This window comes from Vibrio halioticoli NBRC 102217 (assembly GCF_000496695.1).
GTDB lineage: Bacteria > Pseudomonadota > Gammaproteobacteria > Enterobacterales > Vibrionaceae > Vibrio > Vibrio halioticoli.
Genome location: NZ_BAUJ01000056.1, coordinates 22,155 through 37,669, shown reverse-complemented (window position 1 = coordinate 37,669; position 15,515 = coordinate 22,155). Strand labels below are relative to the sequence as shown.

General features: G+C 42.8%; 13 protein-coding genes and 1 riboswitch. Of the genes, 8 read left to right on the top strand and 5 right to left on the bottom strand.

Annotated elements, in window-relative coordinates; translation table 11 throughout:
• Window positions 1-81: 81 nt before the first annotated feature.
• The 3 genes from VHA01S_RS14605 (at window position 82) to VHA01S_RS14595 (ending at window position 1,527) form a co-directional block, all read left to right on the top strand.
• Window positions 82-477, top strand: a complete 396-nt coding sequence (locus VHA01S_RS14605) for an ACT domain-containing protein (RefSeq protein WP_023405128.1) — start codon at window positions 82-84, stop codon at window positions 475-477.
• A 416-nt stretch (window positions 478-893) separates the two neighbouring features.
• Entirely contained in the window at window positions 894-1,229 is a 336-nt protein-coding gene (locus tag VHA01S_RS14600) for a hypothetical protein (protein ID WP_023405127.1), read from the top strand.
• Window position 1,230: 1 nt separating this feature from the next.
• Window positions 1,231-1,527: a hypothetical protein gene (locus tag VHA01S_RS14595; protein ID WP_023405126.1), complete on the top strand. Its 297-nt coding sequence runs from the start codon at window positions 1,231-1,233 to the stop codon at window positions 1,525-1,527.
• Between the two features lie 141 nt (window positions 1,528-1,668).
• On the opposite strand, the gene VHA01S_RS14590 is transcribed toward VHA01S_RS14595, so the two are convergent.
• Complete coding sequence (locus VHA01S_RS14590) at window positions 1,669-3,516, bottom strand: TonB-dependent receptor domain-containing protein (RefSeq protein WP_023405125.1); 1,848 nt, start codon at window positions 3,514-3,516, stop codon at window positions 1,669-1,671.
• 44 nt (window positions 3,517-3,560) lie between these two features.
• Window positions 3,561-3,782, bottom strand: a riboswitch (cobalamin riboswitch).
• Window positions 3,783-3,972: 190 nt separating this feature from the next.
• Here VHA01S_RS14590 and putA point away from each other — a divergent pair.
• The 3 genes from putA (at window position 3,973) to VHA01S_RS14575 (ending at window position 9,089) form a co-directional block, all read left to right on the top strand.
• Window positions 3,973-7,155 carry a bifunctional proline dehydrogenase/L-glutamate gamma-semialdehyde dehydrogenase PutA gene (gene putA / locus VHA01S_RS14585; RefSeq protein ID WP_023405124.1) on the top strand — a complete coding sequence of 1,061 codons (3,183 nt, stop codon included), beginning with the start codon at window positions 3,973-3,975 and terminating at the stop codon, window positions 7,153-7,155.
• 2 nt (window positions 7,156-7,157) lie between these two features.
• The gene (locus tag VHA01S_RS14580; protein WP_023405123.1) at window positions 7,158-7,853 is read left to right on the top strand and encodes a hypothetical protein; all 696 of its coding nucleotides are present in this window, start codon (window positions 7,158-7,160) and stop codon (window positions 7,851-7,853) included.
• Window positions 7,854-7,955: 102 nt separating this feature from the next.
• Window positions 7,956-9,089, top strand: a complete 1,134-nt coding sequence (locus VHA01S_RS14575; protein ID WP_023405122.1) for a patatin-like phospholipase family protein — start codon at window positions 7,956-7,958, stop codon at window positions 9,087-9,089.
• Window positions 9,090-9,128: 39 nt separating this feature from the next.
• On the opposite strand, the gene VHA01S_RS14570 is transcribed toward VHA01S_RS14575, so the two are convergent.
• Together VHA01S_RS14570 and VHA01S_RS14565 are read right to left on the bottom strand one after the other, a co-directional pair.
• Window positions 9,129-10,262 carry a YyaL domain-containing protein gene (locus VHA01S_RS14570; protein WP_023405121.1) on the bottom strand — a complete coding sequence of 378 codons (1,134 nt, stop codon included), beginning with the start codon at window positions 10,260-10,262 and terminating at the stop codon, window positions 9,129-9,131.
• 24 nt (window positions 10,263-10,286) lie between these two features.
• Window positions 10,287-11,006, bottom strand: a complete 720-nt coding sequence (locus tag VHA01S_RS14565) for a sulfite exporter TauE/SafE family protein (RefSeq protein ID WP_023405120.1) — start codon at window positions 11,004-11,006, stop codon at window positions 10,287-10,289.
• A gap of 331 nt (window positions 11,007-11,337) precedes the next feature.
• On the opposite strand from VHA01S_RS14565, the gene VHA01S_RS14560 reads away from it, so the two are divergent.
• Window positions 11,338-12,123, top strand: coding sequence for an ABC transporter permease (locus VHA01S_RS14560; RefSeq protein ID WP_039971065.1), 786 nt, complete (start codon window positions 11,338-11,340; stop codon window positions 12,121-12,123).
• A 210-nt stretch (window positions 12,124-12,333) separates the two neighbouring features.
• Complete coding sequence (locus tag VHA01S_RS14555; RefSeq protein WP_023405118.1) at window positions 12,334-13,317, top strand: zinc-binding dehydrogenase; 984 nt, start codon at window positions 12,334-12,336, stop codon at window positions 13,315-13,317.
• Between the two features lie 125 nt (window positions 13,318-13,442).
• On the opposite strand, the gene VHA01S_RS14550 is transcribed toward VHA01S_RS14555, so the two are convergent.
• Both VHA01S_RS14550 and VHA01S_RS14545 read right to left on the bottom strand, forming a co-directional pair.
• Window positions 13,443-14,525, bottom strand: coding sequence for a mechanosensitive ion channel family protein (locus tag VHA01S_RS14550; RefSeq protein ID WP_023405117.1), 1,083 nt, complete (start codon window positions 14,523-14,525; stop codon window positions 13,443-13,445).
• Window positions 14,525-15,460: a LysR family transcriptional regulator gene (locus tag VHA01S_RS14545; protein ID WP_023405116.1), complete on the bottom strand. Its 936-nt coding sequence runs from the start codon at window positions 15,458-15,460 to the stop codon at window positions 14,525-14,527. The genes VHA01S_RS14550 and VHA01S_RS14545 overlap by 1 nt, the downstream gene beginning before the upstream one ends.
• Between the last annotated feature and the right edge of the window lie 55 nt (window positions 15,461-15,515).

Here is a 15,515-nt window from a genome sequence, read left to right as displayed (position 1 = left end):
GTTATCGAGCATTTTAACAAGCTAGAATGACCAGTTATTTAGTACGATTGGTATAACTATTAGCACTAGAAAGGGCCTATGATGTCAGGAATTACAGAGTTAACTCAGCTACTCGAATCAATGCAACCAGAATTGCAAAATGATGAATTTGTATTTTGTACAGTACAAGGTGAGCTAAAAGATTTTGTCGCGTTAAATCCAATTGCCACTTTTATCGAATCTGAAGGGCTGACTTTAGTTGTAGAAAAACAAGCAGCAGAAAAAGCGCAACTGGCATTTGATGGCAGTTTTAAAAAGATCACGTTAACGGTGCATTCAAGCCTTGAGGCGGTTGGTTTAACGGCGGCGGTTGCGACTAAGCTTGCAGAAAAGGGCATTAGCGCGAACGTTATTGCTGCTTTTTATCATGACCATATTTTTGTGCAAAGTGCTAAGGCTGAGCAAGCGTTGGCAGCTTTGTTAGAATTTCAAAAATAATTAATAAAATAATAATGATTGATCAGTAACGCTAACATTGAGTTGCTTAATGATTTTACGGGATCTGACTTAGGTTAGGTCCCGTTTTTATATCTAAATTCCCCAACACGAGAAATATTTGGCGGCTTGTGACATCTTTCAGTGTTGCTTCTGAACACTTAATTACTTTGATTAATCTTCAACTTAGCTTGTCCTATCTACTGGCTCGCCCTATCTGAGAAGTTATCTTTACGTTCTGGAGTTGAAAAAATTAAGGAGTAAAGTTGGCTCCATTAGATATTTGTTTATTTTGCCGTCGAATTTGACGGATAAATGAACTCGTAATCAATCACATCTTCTTTTGTTAGGGGCAATAGCGCCACCATCTGCAAAATTAATCAAAAGGGTGAGTTGGTTGCATCAGTATAGGAATAGCCATGAAATTTAGTAGTAAAGTTGCCTTGATGTTGGGAGTGATATCCTCCGCTGCATTAGCAAACGAAATTGTAGCGCCGCTAGATGGTGTTGAAGTGGTGATCACTCAATTGCCGACATTGTCGATTCAAAACATATCTAACGAGACGGTTTCAATTAATATTTATGGTGAAACACTGAAGTTAGCCCCAACTTCCGGCGTTCAATATGCGTGCAAAGGCTATCATGATCTTGAGTTGCAAGTGCTGAATAATGATCACGACTACTTTGAAGTGCCTTGCCAGTCCAAAGTGGTGTTTACTGAGCTATTTAAAAATCAAAGAAAACAGGGCGAATAAGATGAAAAAGATATTTGTGTTATTGGCTGTTTGCTTGCTTTCATCGTGTAATGTGACCAATTCTGATGGTTCTTCAGTATTTACTTATTCGTCTTGTAAAATTACGGATTCTGATGCGCCATTTCGTTATCAACAACAACATGATTTAAAGCAGTGTTGGAATGCTAAGGGTGATGGCTATACGAGCAAAAGCAGAGCAGTCGATTGGTGTGATGAGAAAGTGCATGATTATGTATCGGAGAAATATCCGACGAATTACACGGTTGAATTTAAAGTTGAGTCAACTTACTGCAAATAGCAATTCTGTAAACCTCTATCTTTGATATATAAAGATGTGCCGCTAGTTGGGCACTTTTTGATTCTCAATCAATGGTTTTAAAAATAAAAAGGGATCTGACATTGGTCAGATCCCTTTTTTTGTTTGCGTAGATTTTATCGCTTAGAAGCGGTAATCAATACCTGCGTAGTAGCTACGCTCTGCGCCTTTAAAGTACTCGTCAGTCATAAACGAGTTAGTATCTTTAGCAACTTCGTAATCTTCATCAAGCAAGTTGTTTACTTTGAATCTAGCATCTAGATTGTCTGTGAAGCTGTATTTCAGTGCGAAGTCTAACGTGATGTATGAATCCATCATGTTAGCGAATGCAGATGAACTGTCAGGACGTTCGCCTACGTAGTTAGCAATTAATGACGTTTGCACATCTTGCCAGTTAGCCGTACCAATCCAAGAGTAATTTTGTTTCGCGCGGTTAACTAACTGTGAGCCATCTTCTTTGTTTTTCGGATCTTTCCAATCAGCAGAAACAGTGTGGTGAATTAGCCAAGTATCAAATTCAATGCTGGCTTCAATACCTTTGATTTGAGCTTTATTGATGTTCGCTGGCTGCCATTGACCTGATGCATTTGGTGCCCAAGCAATCATGTCTTTAATGTCAGTGTTGTATAGGGAAATGTTCCAAGAAGCCCAAGAATGGTAACCTTGTACGGTAAATTCAGTAGACTCTGAAGATTCAGGTTTTAGATCTGGGTTGCCACTACCTGGCCAGTAAAGGTCATTAAAGGTAGGCGCACGATAAGCCGTACCATGGCTTAATGATAAGGTGTACGTATCAGCAATAGTTACGCCTGCAGCTAAGTTCCAAGTGGTGTTACTTCCATATGAGCTGTCGTCATCATTTCGGATGCTCGCTTCAAGAATAAATGGATGTAAGTTCAGTGAACTTGTCGCAAAAATACCTCGGTTATCTCGGTCTGTTTTTTCATAGTTGGTTGTGTTTGAACCACTACGATCCACTTCTTCTTTGTAGTAATCAAGACCACCTGTCACATTTAACAGAGAGTTGAAGTTATAAGAGTTAATCCAAGATACGGTGTTTCTTTGAGCTTCTAGGATGGCTTCAGCACGAGTTTTAGCCGCATCACGCGTACCTTGAGTATCATTGCTGTGGCTTACTTGCAAAGAAGACTGGAAGTCGTTGATTGTATAGTTAAGGCCGCCCGTTAGAGAGTAAAAATCTTGTGCTGTTTCGTCTTTGGTGGTTGCTTGAAACTCGCTGCTACTGTTTTGGTTGTAGCCTGAGAAGTTAGCGCTCCAGTTATCTGAAATATCATGTTCTAGAGAGCCAAATACAACTTGAGATTTGTAACCGTAATCTTCACCTTCTGGAGAGTAGGTAGAGATACCATATCCTTTGGATGCTTCATTATTGACAACAAAAGAACCGCGAGTGCTGTCACTGATTTCGCCTGCGCTACGCCAACCTTCAGAATGGTAGTGGTTACTGCCGCCAGTCAATGACACTTCGTGTACGTTGTCTTTAGAGGTGGTTGTGATGCTGATAACACCACCTACCGCATCAGCGCCGTAGACAGATGCTTTTGGTCCACGTAGAACTTCAATTTTTTCGATTGCAAATGCAGGGATTAGACCGATTGAACCGCCACCAGATGTTGGTGAATTGATGCGTACACCATCGACTAAGATAAGTGTTTGAGCCGATGCTGTGCCTCGTAGGTAAATACTTGTGGTGTTGCCTTTTGTACCTAGCTGAGTAACTTCAACGCCCGGAAGCGTTTTCAGTACATCAATGGCACTGTCAGCTTGGATAGCTTGAATGTCTTCACGTTCAATAACAGTGATATTGGCTAGAGTTGAAGTTTTAGGTTGCTCAAAACGGTTTGCAGTGACAACCATGGTTTCATCAGTTTGGGTTGCGTCTGCTTCTTGAGCGAAAAGAGTGGGTGCGTACAACGAGATGATCGCTGTCGCTAAAATGGTTTTTTTCATGTTAATTCTAAGTCCTAAATACGCGTAGTGATAAAATGCTTATAGTGCATTTTTGGTTACTGGCAGGTATTCGGACTCATGAGCACTGTAGATACCTCTACAACCTAGCATCTCACTTCCCACAGTATATATTGCAGTGTGTGGGTTTATATTACCCTCAGATGTTCGTTCTCAATTACCGCTGCGCGTCAGTTTTGGATTTACACCAAATTCCCTTTAAAGCATGAAATCTAAGATATCATGACACCAGCGATTGAGAGTCTATAGAGTGTTGTTGTGCCTGTCTACCATTCACTAATTTTTGTTAAATACCAAGAAACGCAGTGTTAATCACAATTGTTATTATTGTTAAGTGCCTGTAATCACATTTCTTTTATTCTCCCTTTTGTGCTGTTTGTTTTGCTCTGTAGGATTGTCGCCAAATTCATGGTGGTTTTATAGAGCTGAGGAAAAGCAATGTTTACAGCATCTAGTGTTTTAAATCCCGATTTCATCGATCAACCTAAAGAGACGTTATGGTCTCTCATTTCACCTATGTATATGGTGGATGAATCGACTTGGTTAAAAGAGTTGTTAAAGCTCGCCACGCCCTCCGATGAGGAAAAGCAGCGTATTGAGCGTCAAACAACCTCATTAATTGAGGCTATTCGAGCGGATAAACGCTCAATTCAAATGATCGATGCTTTGTTGTTGGAGTACAGTTTAGATACCCAAGAAGGCATCTTGTTGATGTGTTTAGCTGAAGCGCTAATGCGCATCCCTGACTCAGAAACCGCCGATGCGTTAATTAAAGATAAGCTGACGGTAGCAGACTGGAAGTCTCATTTAAGTCAGTCTGACTCTGTATTTGTTAACGCTTCGACTTGGGGGTTGATGCTTACCGGTAAAGTTGTCGGTATTAATGATCCTGAAAAAACGAGCCCAAGCTCTGCACTTTCAAAACTGATGAACAAAATGTCTGAACCTATTATTAGGAAAGCCATGCATCAAGCGATGAAGGTGATGGGCCATCAATTTGTTTTAGGGCGGGATATCGCCGAAGCGCAGAAAAATGGTGCGCCGCTGCGTAAAAAAGGCTTCACTCATTCATTTGATATGTTGGGAGAGGCCGCGCTGACTACCGATGATGCTAAAAAGTATTTTAATGATTACTTGATGGCGATTGAATCTGTAGGGGCAAGTGCGCAAGGTGCAGATTCAAGTCCAGCCCCTTCTATTTCGATAAAATTATCTGCATTACATCCTCGTTATGAGGTGGCAAATCGTGATCGAGTGTTAACTGAGCTGCACGACACGTTAATCAAGCTATTAACTCGCGCCATTGAGTTGGATGTGGCGATAACTATCGATGCAGAAGAAGCCGATCGTTTAGAACTGTCGTTGCAGTTATTTGAAAAAGTGTACAGCAACCCGCAAGTGAAAGGCTGGGGCAAGTTTGGCTTAGTAATACAGGCGTATTCTAAACGTTGTTTGCCAGTATTGTTATGGGTGAATGCGTTAGCTAAAGAGCAGGGGGATGTCATTCCTTTACGTTTGGTTAAAGGTGCGTATTGGGATAGTGAAATTAAATGGTCGCAGCAGGCGGGTTTTGCAAATTATCCGGTATTTACCCGTAAAGAAGCGACGGATATGTCCTACCTTGCCTGTGCCCGTTTTCTATTGAGTCCGGGTGTACGTGGCAATATTTTCCCACAATTTGCCAGTCATAATGCACATACAGTAACGGCTATTGCCGAAATGGCTGAGCATAGCGACTATGAATTTCAAAGATTGCATGGCATGGGAGATTCACTGTACTTCCATGTCATGGATAAATATGGGCAACCTGTTCGCATTTATGCGCCAGTGGGTAGCCATAAAGATCTTCTGCCTTATTTGGTGCGACGTTTACTGGAAAATGGTGCGAATAGTTCGTTTGTACATAGATTGGTGGATGCTCGTTGTCCGGTTGCCGATCTGACGCATCACCCAGTCGATACCTTGCTCGCCAATAACACCTTACATAACGATCAAATTCCATTGCCGCCACAGATCTTTGGTGAAAGGGTCAATTCTATCGGAATTAATATCGATATCGAAAGTGAGGCGGCACTTTTTGAAAAGCAAGTGCAAAGCTTTTTAAACAAGCAATGGCAAGGCGCGCCGATCATCAATGGATCTCGTGTATCCGAAACGATGATCAAGGCAGAAGATGTGCTTGCGCCTTTTGATAGTGATCGTATTGTTGGCTCGATCTCTTTTGCCAACCTTGATCATGTTTCCGAAGCAGTTGCCGTTGCGCAATCTGGGTTAGAGACTTGGAGAAATACGCCAATCGCTCGCCGCTCGCTGTGTTTGAATACCTTGGCTGACAAGCTAGAAGCAAATTTGGCTGAATTGGTGGCACTTTGTCATATGGAGGCAGGAAAAACCATTCATGACAGCATTGATGAAGTGCGCGAAGCGGTCGATTTTTGTCGATACTACGCTAGCAATGCCAGTGAACTCGGTCCTGAATCCATTGCAGGCTTTGATGGCAATTTGCAGTGGTGTGAAAGGCACGGCAGAGGGGTGTTTGTCTGCATTAGTCCGTGGAACTTCCCATTGGCGATTTTCTTAGGGCAGATATCCGCGGCACTAGTTGCGGGCAATACGGTAGTGGCTAAACCTGCGGAGCAAACAAGTTTGATTGCTGCGCGTACGATTGAAATTATGTTGGATTGTGGATTTCCGGCCAATGTCATTCAATTTTTGCCAGGGCGCGGCGCAGAAATTGGCGCAGCCTTAACTTCGCATTCTGCAATTGCTGGTGTGGCTTTTACCGGCTCTACCGCGACCGCGAAACGCATCAATTTGTCATTGGCTGAACGCGATAGCGAACCTGTCCCGTTTATTGCTGAAACCGGCGGTCAAAACGCCATGATTGTCGATTCAACTGCGTTACCTGAGCAAGTGGTGCGTGATGTGGTGCGAAGTGCGTTTGCTTCTGCAGGACAGCGCTGTTCGGCACTTCGTGTTCTGTTTGTGCAACAAGATATTGCTCCGCGCATCATTGACCTGATTCAAGGTGCCATGAAAGAGCTTAGAGTCGGCTTGCCTTATTTACATCGCACTGATGTGGGACCGGTTATTGACCGCGCGTCACAACAAAAACTGCACAAACACATTGAAGAGATGCGAAAAACACAAAAAGTGGTCGCAGAAGTGCCGCTCAGCAATGAATGTGTCAAAGGCATGTTTATTGCGCCAACGGCGATTGAAATTAGCGATATTTCAGTATTAAAAGAAGAGCAATTTGGCCCAATTTTGCACATAGTGACTTTTAAGGCAAACCAGATGGCAGAGGTGGTAGAGACGATTAATGCCACTGGGTTTGGTTTAACTATGGGTATTCATTCTCGTAATGAGACAACCTATCGCTGGATTGAACATAATGCACGAGTGGGTAACTGTTATATCAACCGAGATCAGGTGGGGGCAGTCGTAGGGGTTCAACCATTTGGCGGACAAGGCTTGTCTGGTACAGGTCCTAAAGCCGGTGGGCCAAATTATTTATATCGCTTTACTCAATATACCTGTAGAGAACGCCATCAGTCCGATGCTACGTCGAATGCGACGACAAGTGAGCAAGCTTCGAAAACCAATGAGCAAGGAGTATAGAAATGAAAAATGCATCTATTTGCTTCTCAGAAGCGCAACAAGCTTGGTCGTTATGGAATCAAGTACCTTACGCCACTCGTTATCAGTTGATTATGACGGCGGCCAAAGCCTTACCATTAAGCCACTTGAAAGTGCCATTGGAATTTCACCATAAACACAGCTCTGAGTTATTGAGTGAGCCGGTATTAATGCCCGGTCCGACCGGCGAAACAAACGAGCTGTACACCGCAGGTCGTGGCGTATCACTGATTATTGCGGATAGCGCGGTTAATATGTCGGTGAGTAAGGCATTTTATGCTCAGCTTTGTGTGTCTTTGATGGCAGGCAACTGCGTGGTGCTTTGCGTGCAAGATAATGAGCTTGCAGAGCAAGTGCAAAAGCTAATTGAGTGCTTGGCTTTACCATCGGGTGTGTTGAGCTTGGTTGAATACGATCAGTACGTGCAATTGATCGAGAGTGATGTTCGCATCACGACTGTGTTGGGCGAGGATGCTTTTGTAAAAGAAGTGAATCGCCATCTGGCTCGAAAAACTGGCGCAATAGCACCGCTCATCGCTGAGGTTGAATTGGAAAAAATGCCTGTGGCTCAAGATCCTAAGTTAGTGCTTCGTTATATTACCGAACGGACTCGTACCATTAATATTACTGCAGTTGGTGGCAATGCTACCTTGCTTGAATTGGGCAGTGCAGAGCATTAATCGCCAGTTTTTCCCATAAAAGAGAATACCGAGTGAATCGCTAGTTGAATACTTAGTGGTTACTCGGTATTTTTGTTTGACGTTCAATGAGGGAATAAGAACATGTTATCGGAGTGTACTGGTAAGTATTCGTTAGTTGTACAAGGTGGAGGGCAAAAAGGAGCGTTTGCTGCAGGAGTATTAGATACTTTTATTGCGGCAAATTACGATCCATTTTCCCTATACATTGGTACATCCGCAGGGGCGCTAAATGTTTCATCTTTTGTGACGAAACAGCCAGGTTTGGGCCTAGATTTCATCATCAACTACACCACTAAAAATCGTTTTTTCGATTTTCACCGACTGATGCATAAACAACAAGCCGCTATGGATCTTGACTGGGCTTTTCAATTTGTACACAGCGGTGAGTTTCCACTGGATATTAAGAAAGGCGCCAAAAACTTAGGCTCAGATAAACAAGCTTTAGCCTGTGTTACCCATGTGGAAGAAATGAAGGATTATTACTTTCCAATATTTTCCGAACAATGGTATGACGTTTTGCGTGCTACCTGCGCCATTCCCATGCTCTACCATCAAGAAATTGAAATTGATGGGGCAAAATGGGTGGATGGCGGTGTGACGGCGACCATTCCAGTGCAAGAGGCGTATCGCCGAGGTGCTTGTAATATCGTGGCAATTACCACGGAGACAATGATTGGAGAGACGCAAAAACCTCACTTTTCGCTGTCGTCCGAAAACTTAGATAAAATAAAGCTAGATCTTTCCCGAGGTATCGAACCTTATATTCAACGTTTTTCGTCTCGCTCTGCCACGGCAGCGCCGCATAAAACCTCACAAGCTAGAAGTAAAGCCAAACAAATTAGTGAACAGTTTTTAGCGAGAGTGAATCAACTTCAAGCACAGCATCATTTTCCTAAGTTAGATTCTATTCCTAAAAACTGGCTTCCTGATACTGAAAAGCTAAGCGAAATGTTGGCTCATCAATCGCAGAAAATGAATTTTAAAGCGCACACGCCGCGCACGGTGGAAATGCTGTTTAATCATTATATGAATCATTCCGCTATTTCGGGGTTTATGAATAAACCGCCAGAAGGGGTGAATCTGTGGGAGATCACACCTCGTAAGCCGCTTAGCTGTAGCGGTCTCATGAGTCACAAAGATGATATTTTTGCCGATTATGAATCTGGCGTATTAGCAGGCAAAGAGTTTCTCTGTAAAGTGAATCACAGTAAGTGATTGATATAAGGGCTACATCAAGGTAGCCCTTACTTTAATTTATGCGAATTGTAATTTATTTTTGAGCTTGTATAGACCTTCTACGAAGTAATAATCACCGTAAATCAAAGAACAGTTTATCCCTAACCCTTGAGGGCAATTAAAGGTACCACCGACTAAAATGCCTTGCTTGGTATGGTCGTTATAAGTGCCATAGTTTTCATACAAACTCTTCAAAATTTTGATAGCGGCGTTTTGGTATTTGTCTTTTTTTAGTTGGTCTGTGGCCAGATCGGATAACAAAAGCAGTCCGCTGGCGGCACACGCACCTGCTGATGTGTCTCTTGGCGTACTGCCAGTTCTAGGGGCTCTGAAATCCCAATGAGGTACATGATCATCGCTGAGATTATCAATAAAAAAATCGGCCGTTTTCATTGCTGTCTCTAAGTAGCGAACTTCTTGAGTATATTGATAACTCATAGAGAAGCCATGTATCGCCCAAGACGCACCGCGACTCCATGCAGAGTCTTCATTGTATCCTTGTCCACCATGGTATTTTTTTACTTTGCCAGATAAGTAATCAAACTCCACCATATGTCTGACAGAGCCATCGTCACGAATAAATTCATTAATAACGGTGTCGGCATGTGCCATGGCCAGCATCTTGAATCTAGGGGCGTCTAACTGCTCTGCTGCCCAATATAGGATTGGTAAGTTCATCATGCTATCAATAATGCTTAGGCCTTTTGGATCGGCATTATTTACATCATTGTTATTCCATGCAGTCAAAAATCGGCCATTGATATTGAAACGACTGGCTAGATGACTTGCGGCACGTAAAGCGCGTATTCTGGATTTCTCATTGCCGAATAATTCATACTGCTTTACAGAGGTTAATTGCCACATGAAACCGACGTCATGATGAATATTGATAAACTCATCCAAAGGCCCATCCATGGTGTTTTCTCTATCAATAGCGATGTCTTTGAAGGGCTGATAGCCTTGTTTTTCATAGAGTAACCATAGCAATCCAGGCCAAAAACCGACGACCCAAGCCCAAGGTTTGTGAGTGTCACTGTAAATGCCGTTTTCAGTCATAGAAGGAAACTGTACCTTCATCTCTTGGCTAGTGGTTTTCACTTTTTCAAATGTATCTTTCCAGGCTTGTTCAACCCATAAAATATTTTCTTTCATATACGAATCCTTAATATTGGCAGCCTATATCATCTTCAACCCAGAAGAGATAGCGCCCAGTCCTGCGATAAGACACAGCACTAATGAAATGTTTCTAACCACTTTGTGAGGGATGTAGTCGATAACTAAAATCGCTAATTTGTATCCAGCATAGCTTGCCGGAATTAAAGGCAGAGCTAAAAGCAGGTGATGCATGCTCATGTAACCAATGGGAATCTGTATGGAGAGAGACAAGATGCAGCTCACCCAAAAGAATGCCGCTAAGTTAGCACGGATAAGATGGACTTTTTGATGTTGCAATAATAGAGCCATTGGCGGTCCACCAATCCCAGAGCTAGTGCCTAAAAATCCGGAAAAGAATCCAGCTATCATGAGTCGCTTAGGGGTGACATCTATCTTAATTGGCAACAAACTTACCGCCACTGCGGCAAGTACCGCTCCGCCAAGCAGTAAGGACAATTGATTGACATCGATAATATAAAGTACACCTGCACCAAATAATGTTCCCGGGAGAAGCCCGATAATTGTCCGCTTTAGATTAGTCCAAGATACATAAGCTCGGTATTTATGTATGTTAATTGAAGCCAAGAAAAAGCCGACAATGATGATAGGAGCAGGAATATACTGCGGCGATAAGTAAAGCAGTAAGGGAGAAGCAACAACCGCCATTCCAAAGCCTGTGGTTGTTTGAATAAATGCGCCAATAAATATCAACAGCATGGCAATTAATATACTTATGTCCATCTCGACGGGGTTACCTTTAAAGCTTTGAAATCTATTTGAGAGATGAGCTCAGTATATAGAATCTGGAAAAGCTGTCAAAAATTAATAAAACAGTGTTTTAGTAAATGAATTGAAACATATCGATGCTGTTGATTTCTTGATTATTCTTCTCGGCAGTCTTCTCAATAACATGTGGCACAAGGTTAGGGGCTATTGGCCGCGCCTTTTAGCTATCGCAGTCTATCGGTCATAAAAGTGTTATCCTTACCAAGTAAAAATCTGGCGTATCAGTAAGCAAAACCTGCTTATATACGATGCTATCTTGATGACTTTCTCTGTTATGGTTTAATTTATGCAGTCCTCATATGACATTAGTTGGTGGAGCCTCTCCGCGTTTTCTTTACTTCTTTTAATACCGCTTGCCATCAATAAGGTATACCGATTAGAGCTGAGTAAAGAGATGTTAGTGTCGGTGGTACGCATGGCTGTCCAACTTATGCTGGTGGGCATTTATCTGGAGTTTTTGTTCTCCATTGATAGCTTGTGGATTAATCTAGCGTGGATAGCCGTGATGCTTGTGGTAGGTGCGAGCACTATCGTGGGTAAAGCCAAGCTTCCTCGCAAGCCTCTGTTTTTCCCTGTATTGGGTGGCTTGGTGTTTGGTTTAGCACCAGTGCTGCTGTTCTTATTTTGGATGGTGGTGCAGCCAGAGCCGGTTCATAGTGCGCAATACGTAATTCCTCTAGCAGGAATGCTATTGGGTAATAGCCTGAGTGGCAATATTGTCGCCTTACAGAATCTCTACAGCGCTTTTGAAGACCGCCGTGAGGAGTATGAGGTGGCTATCGCGCTTGGAGCGCCTGCAGAATACGCCACACTGCCCTTTGTACGCACAGCAATGCAAAAGGCGTTGGCACCTATCTTAGCTTCTATGGCGGCCTCTGGGCTGGTGACACTGCCCGGGATGATGACCGGACAGATCTTAGGTGGAGCATCCCCCATTCTTGCCATCAAATATCAAATCTTAATATTGATTGCCATCTTTGTAGTCATGACTATTTCTGTGACTTTAACGCTAAAGTTTAGCTTGCGCCGTTCGATTAATTCGCAAGGTAGAGTGCTGATTAAAATGAAATAATTCAGAAGTGTAATACCTGAAAGAAACAAGCCCTGAACATTAATGTTCAGGGCTTGTTTGCTATTGGATAAGAGGTGTTAGGTGCAGCTGGACGTATGCGTATAAATACATGTTATAAATACCAGTACAAATCATAATTATATGTATAGTTGATACAAGTTAAACTGGGTACCAGATAAGTAAAAGATAAGTAAATCAAAGGAAATTAAAATGAGAGCTCTTACCTACAATGCAAGCCGTGACCAGTTTATTATCAAATCGTTACCTAAACCTCAAATAGAGACAGAGTGGGATGTGGTGGTAAAGGTTGACGTTGTCGCTCTTAACCCAGTAGATGCAAAGGTGTATTTATGGAAAGGGATGGTCGCGAACATGGACGATAATTTTGTTGGTGGGCTTGATGTTGCAGGAGAGATTGTAGAAGTAGGTAACAAAGTTATCGAATGGGATGTCGGCGATAAAGTTTTATATCACGGCAATATGCGTCGCACGCAAGGTGGATTAGCGGAATACGCTGTTCATGATTCACGTACTCTGATTGAGCATCCCAATATTGATTCAGCCGTTGCGGCAGCGACACCTTGTGCTGGTTGGACGGCATGGTGTGCGCTAGTGGACAAACTTGATATTGCGAACCGAGATTCCATTTTCATCGCAGGCGGTTCTGGTGGTGTAGGCAGTTTTGCCATTCAATTAGCTAAACATTACAAAGTACCTACGATAATTACGACTTGTTCGACTAAAAATCATGCTTACGTAAAAGGATTAGGTGCCTCACATTGTATTGATTATCTTAAGTCAGATGTCGCTTCTGAAGTAAATGAAATAATGCAAGGTACAGGGGTGGAAGTTGCATTGGATTGTGTCGGTGGTGACAATGATATTTTATGCAGTGAAGTATTAGGCTATCAAGGTCAGATGGTTGAATTGGTGCAGGTTGTACGCCCCGAAGCGTATGAGGATGTGTTTTTAAGAGGGCTAAGCTTTCATCAATTGAGTCTGGGTTCCGGACATGTAAATCATCGTCGAGGTCGCAATGCTATTGTCAGTGCAGGTAATGCTTTTAACCAACTTTTAGAGCAAGGAGAGATTTTGATACCTCAGCTAAACATTATTTCTCTTGATCAAGCGGCTGATGCCCTAACAGAAATAAGAGAACAGAGAACGGTTGGTAAAGTGGTGGTGGCTTTTTAATGCTTTTGGTGTTGGAGTGCACGCTTCAACATGATGAGATGGCATTCTATGAATACCAACACAATCCTCAGCTGTTGCATTAAGAATTATGTTGGTACGAGTGGCTAGTGGGTATCTGAAATTGCTTATTCAGACAGAGGGTCTGGTATTTGCTCTATTTTCAGCGTCTGAGTTGGGAAGGCGACGTCAGCACCATTGTCTTGGATGATCTGCATGATTTGCATCAGTACGTCTTGCTTCACTTCATGGAATCTTGCCCAATTGACGGTTTTGGTAAAGGTGTACACAAAAAAGTCTAATGAAGATGGGCCAAACGTGGTGAAGTTAACCATTAGAGTTTGATTAGCATCGATATCAGGATGATTTTTTAGCATGTGCTGAACTTCACTGATCACCTTCTCAATTTTACTCGAATCACAATAGCGAAGTCCGATAGTTTCATAGATACGGCGATTGGTCATGCGTGATGGGTTTTCGACCACAATATTGCTAAATACTGAGTTGGGTACGTACAAAGGGCGTTTATCAAAGGTGCGAATCTTGGTCATGCGCCAACCAATGCGTTCTACTGTACCTTCGATGTTTCTATCAGGGGAACGAATCCAGTCACCGACTTTAAATGGGCGGTCGAAGTACAGCATCATGCCACCGAAAAAGTTAGACAGCAGATCTTTTGCCGCTAAACCTGCAATCAAACCACCGACACCACCGAAGGTCAGTAAGCCCGATAGGCTTAGGCCAAGGGTTTGCATGACCGTGAGCACACCAATAATGATCACTAATAGGCGCACTAACTTGGCGACAGCCTGCACTGTCGTTACATCTCGCCCTTGTTTTTCAAGGATTTGGTTTTCAAAATTGGTGATGATGCGAGATAGGGCCCACACCACTATAAAGATGACTAAGATGAGCTTTGAAGAATATAGCCAATCAAACCTATGATCAAAATAACGCTCCAGCACTAAGCCTAGAGATACTGTACCCGGCCATAGCCATATCAAGGTACTGATTGGGGTTTTGATGCCGTGCAATACCGCATCGTCCCAAACAATTCGGGTTTTATTGGCAATTTTTTCTAAGTGGCCAATCAAAATTGTCCAAGCAATCCAAAAGATCAAACTCAAGATAGTGATCAGCAGGATTTCATTTAAAATTGGGCTTTCGGTGATCTTAAAAAAATTAAACCACTGACTATTGGTTGATTCCATTATGGATGGGTTTCCTTGAGTTTATTGTTTTGTACGGCATCGGTTACTAAAGACTGTAACCACTGTAGTTTATCATCATTTAACGGGTTGTCTTTCCACACCATGCTGATTGTAAAGTCATTGACCTTAATGGCAGGCTCAGTGCGTGTTAACCCTTGCGCAATAAATGGAATTAACGACATCAGTTTTGGCACGATACAGATTAAATTTCGTCCTTTAATGAGTTGACCAATCGTTAAAAAATTTCGTGAGATCACTTGCACTTGGCGTTGATGGTTGAGTGTTGCAAGCTCTGCATCAATGGGGGTTTTCCAATTGCCATCGGCGCTGACTAAGGCGTGCGGCACTTTGCAAAAATCGTCCACACTGAGTGGCGCACTAAGACCTGTAGTGTTGGCATCAAATAAACAAACATGGCTTTCTTGATATAAGGTCGCAGACTGAAAACGCGTGTCTAACTCTGGAAAACTGCCTATCACTAAGTCTAGGCGTTCTTTTTCCATTATTTCCGAGAAGTTATGTCGGTTTACATTAATAAAACTGACTCGTACATGTGGCGCTTGTTGGGTGAGAGCATCAAATAGCACAGGAGCAAATACAAATTCAGCATAGTCGGTCATGCCGATGCGACAGGTGCCTTGAAAGGTTGCAGCGCAAAAGGCTTCCGGCTGTAAGATGTTGTTTTTAACGATCGCTAAAATCTGCTCAACATTAGAAGCCACAGACAATGCGCGCTCTGTGGGTTGCATGGTATGTCCTCGGCGATGGAACAAGGGATCGCCCAACAATTTACGCAGTCGCGCAAGGGTATGGCTCATCGCAGACTGACTAATATGCAGTTCGCTGGCCGCTTGCGATACGCTACGAGTTTTTAATAGTACCTGAAAAGCAATCAACAAATTAAGGTCGACACCTTTCCAATTAATTTCGCTCACACACTGCTCCCTGAACGGCTATTGATTAATTATCTAATCCTATTTTGTTCATAGT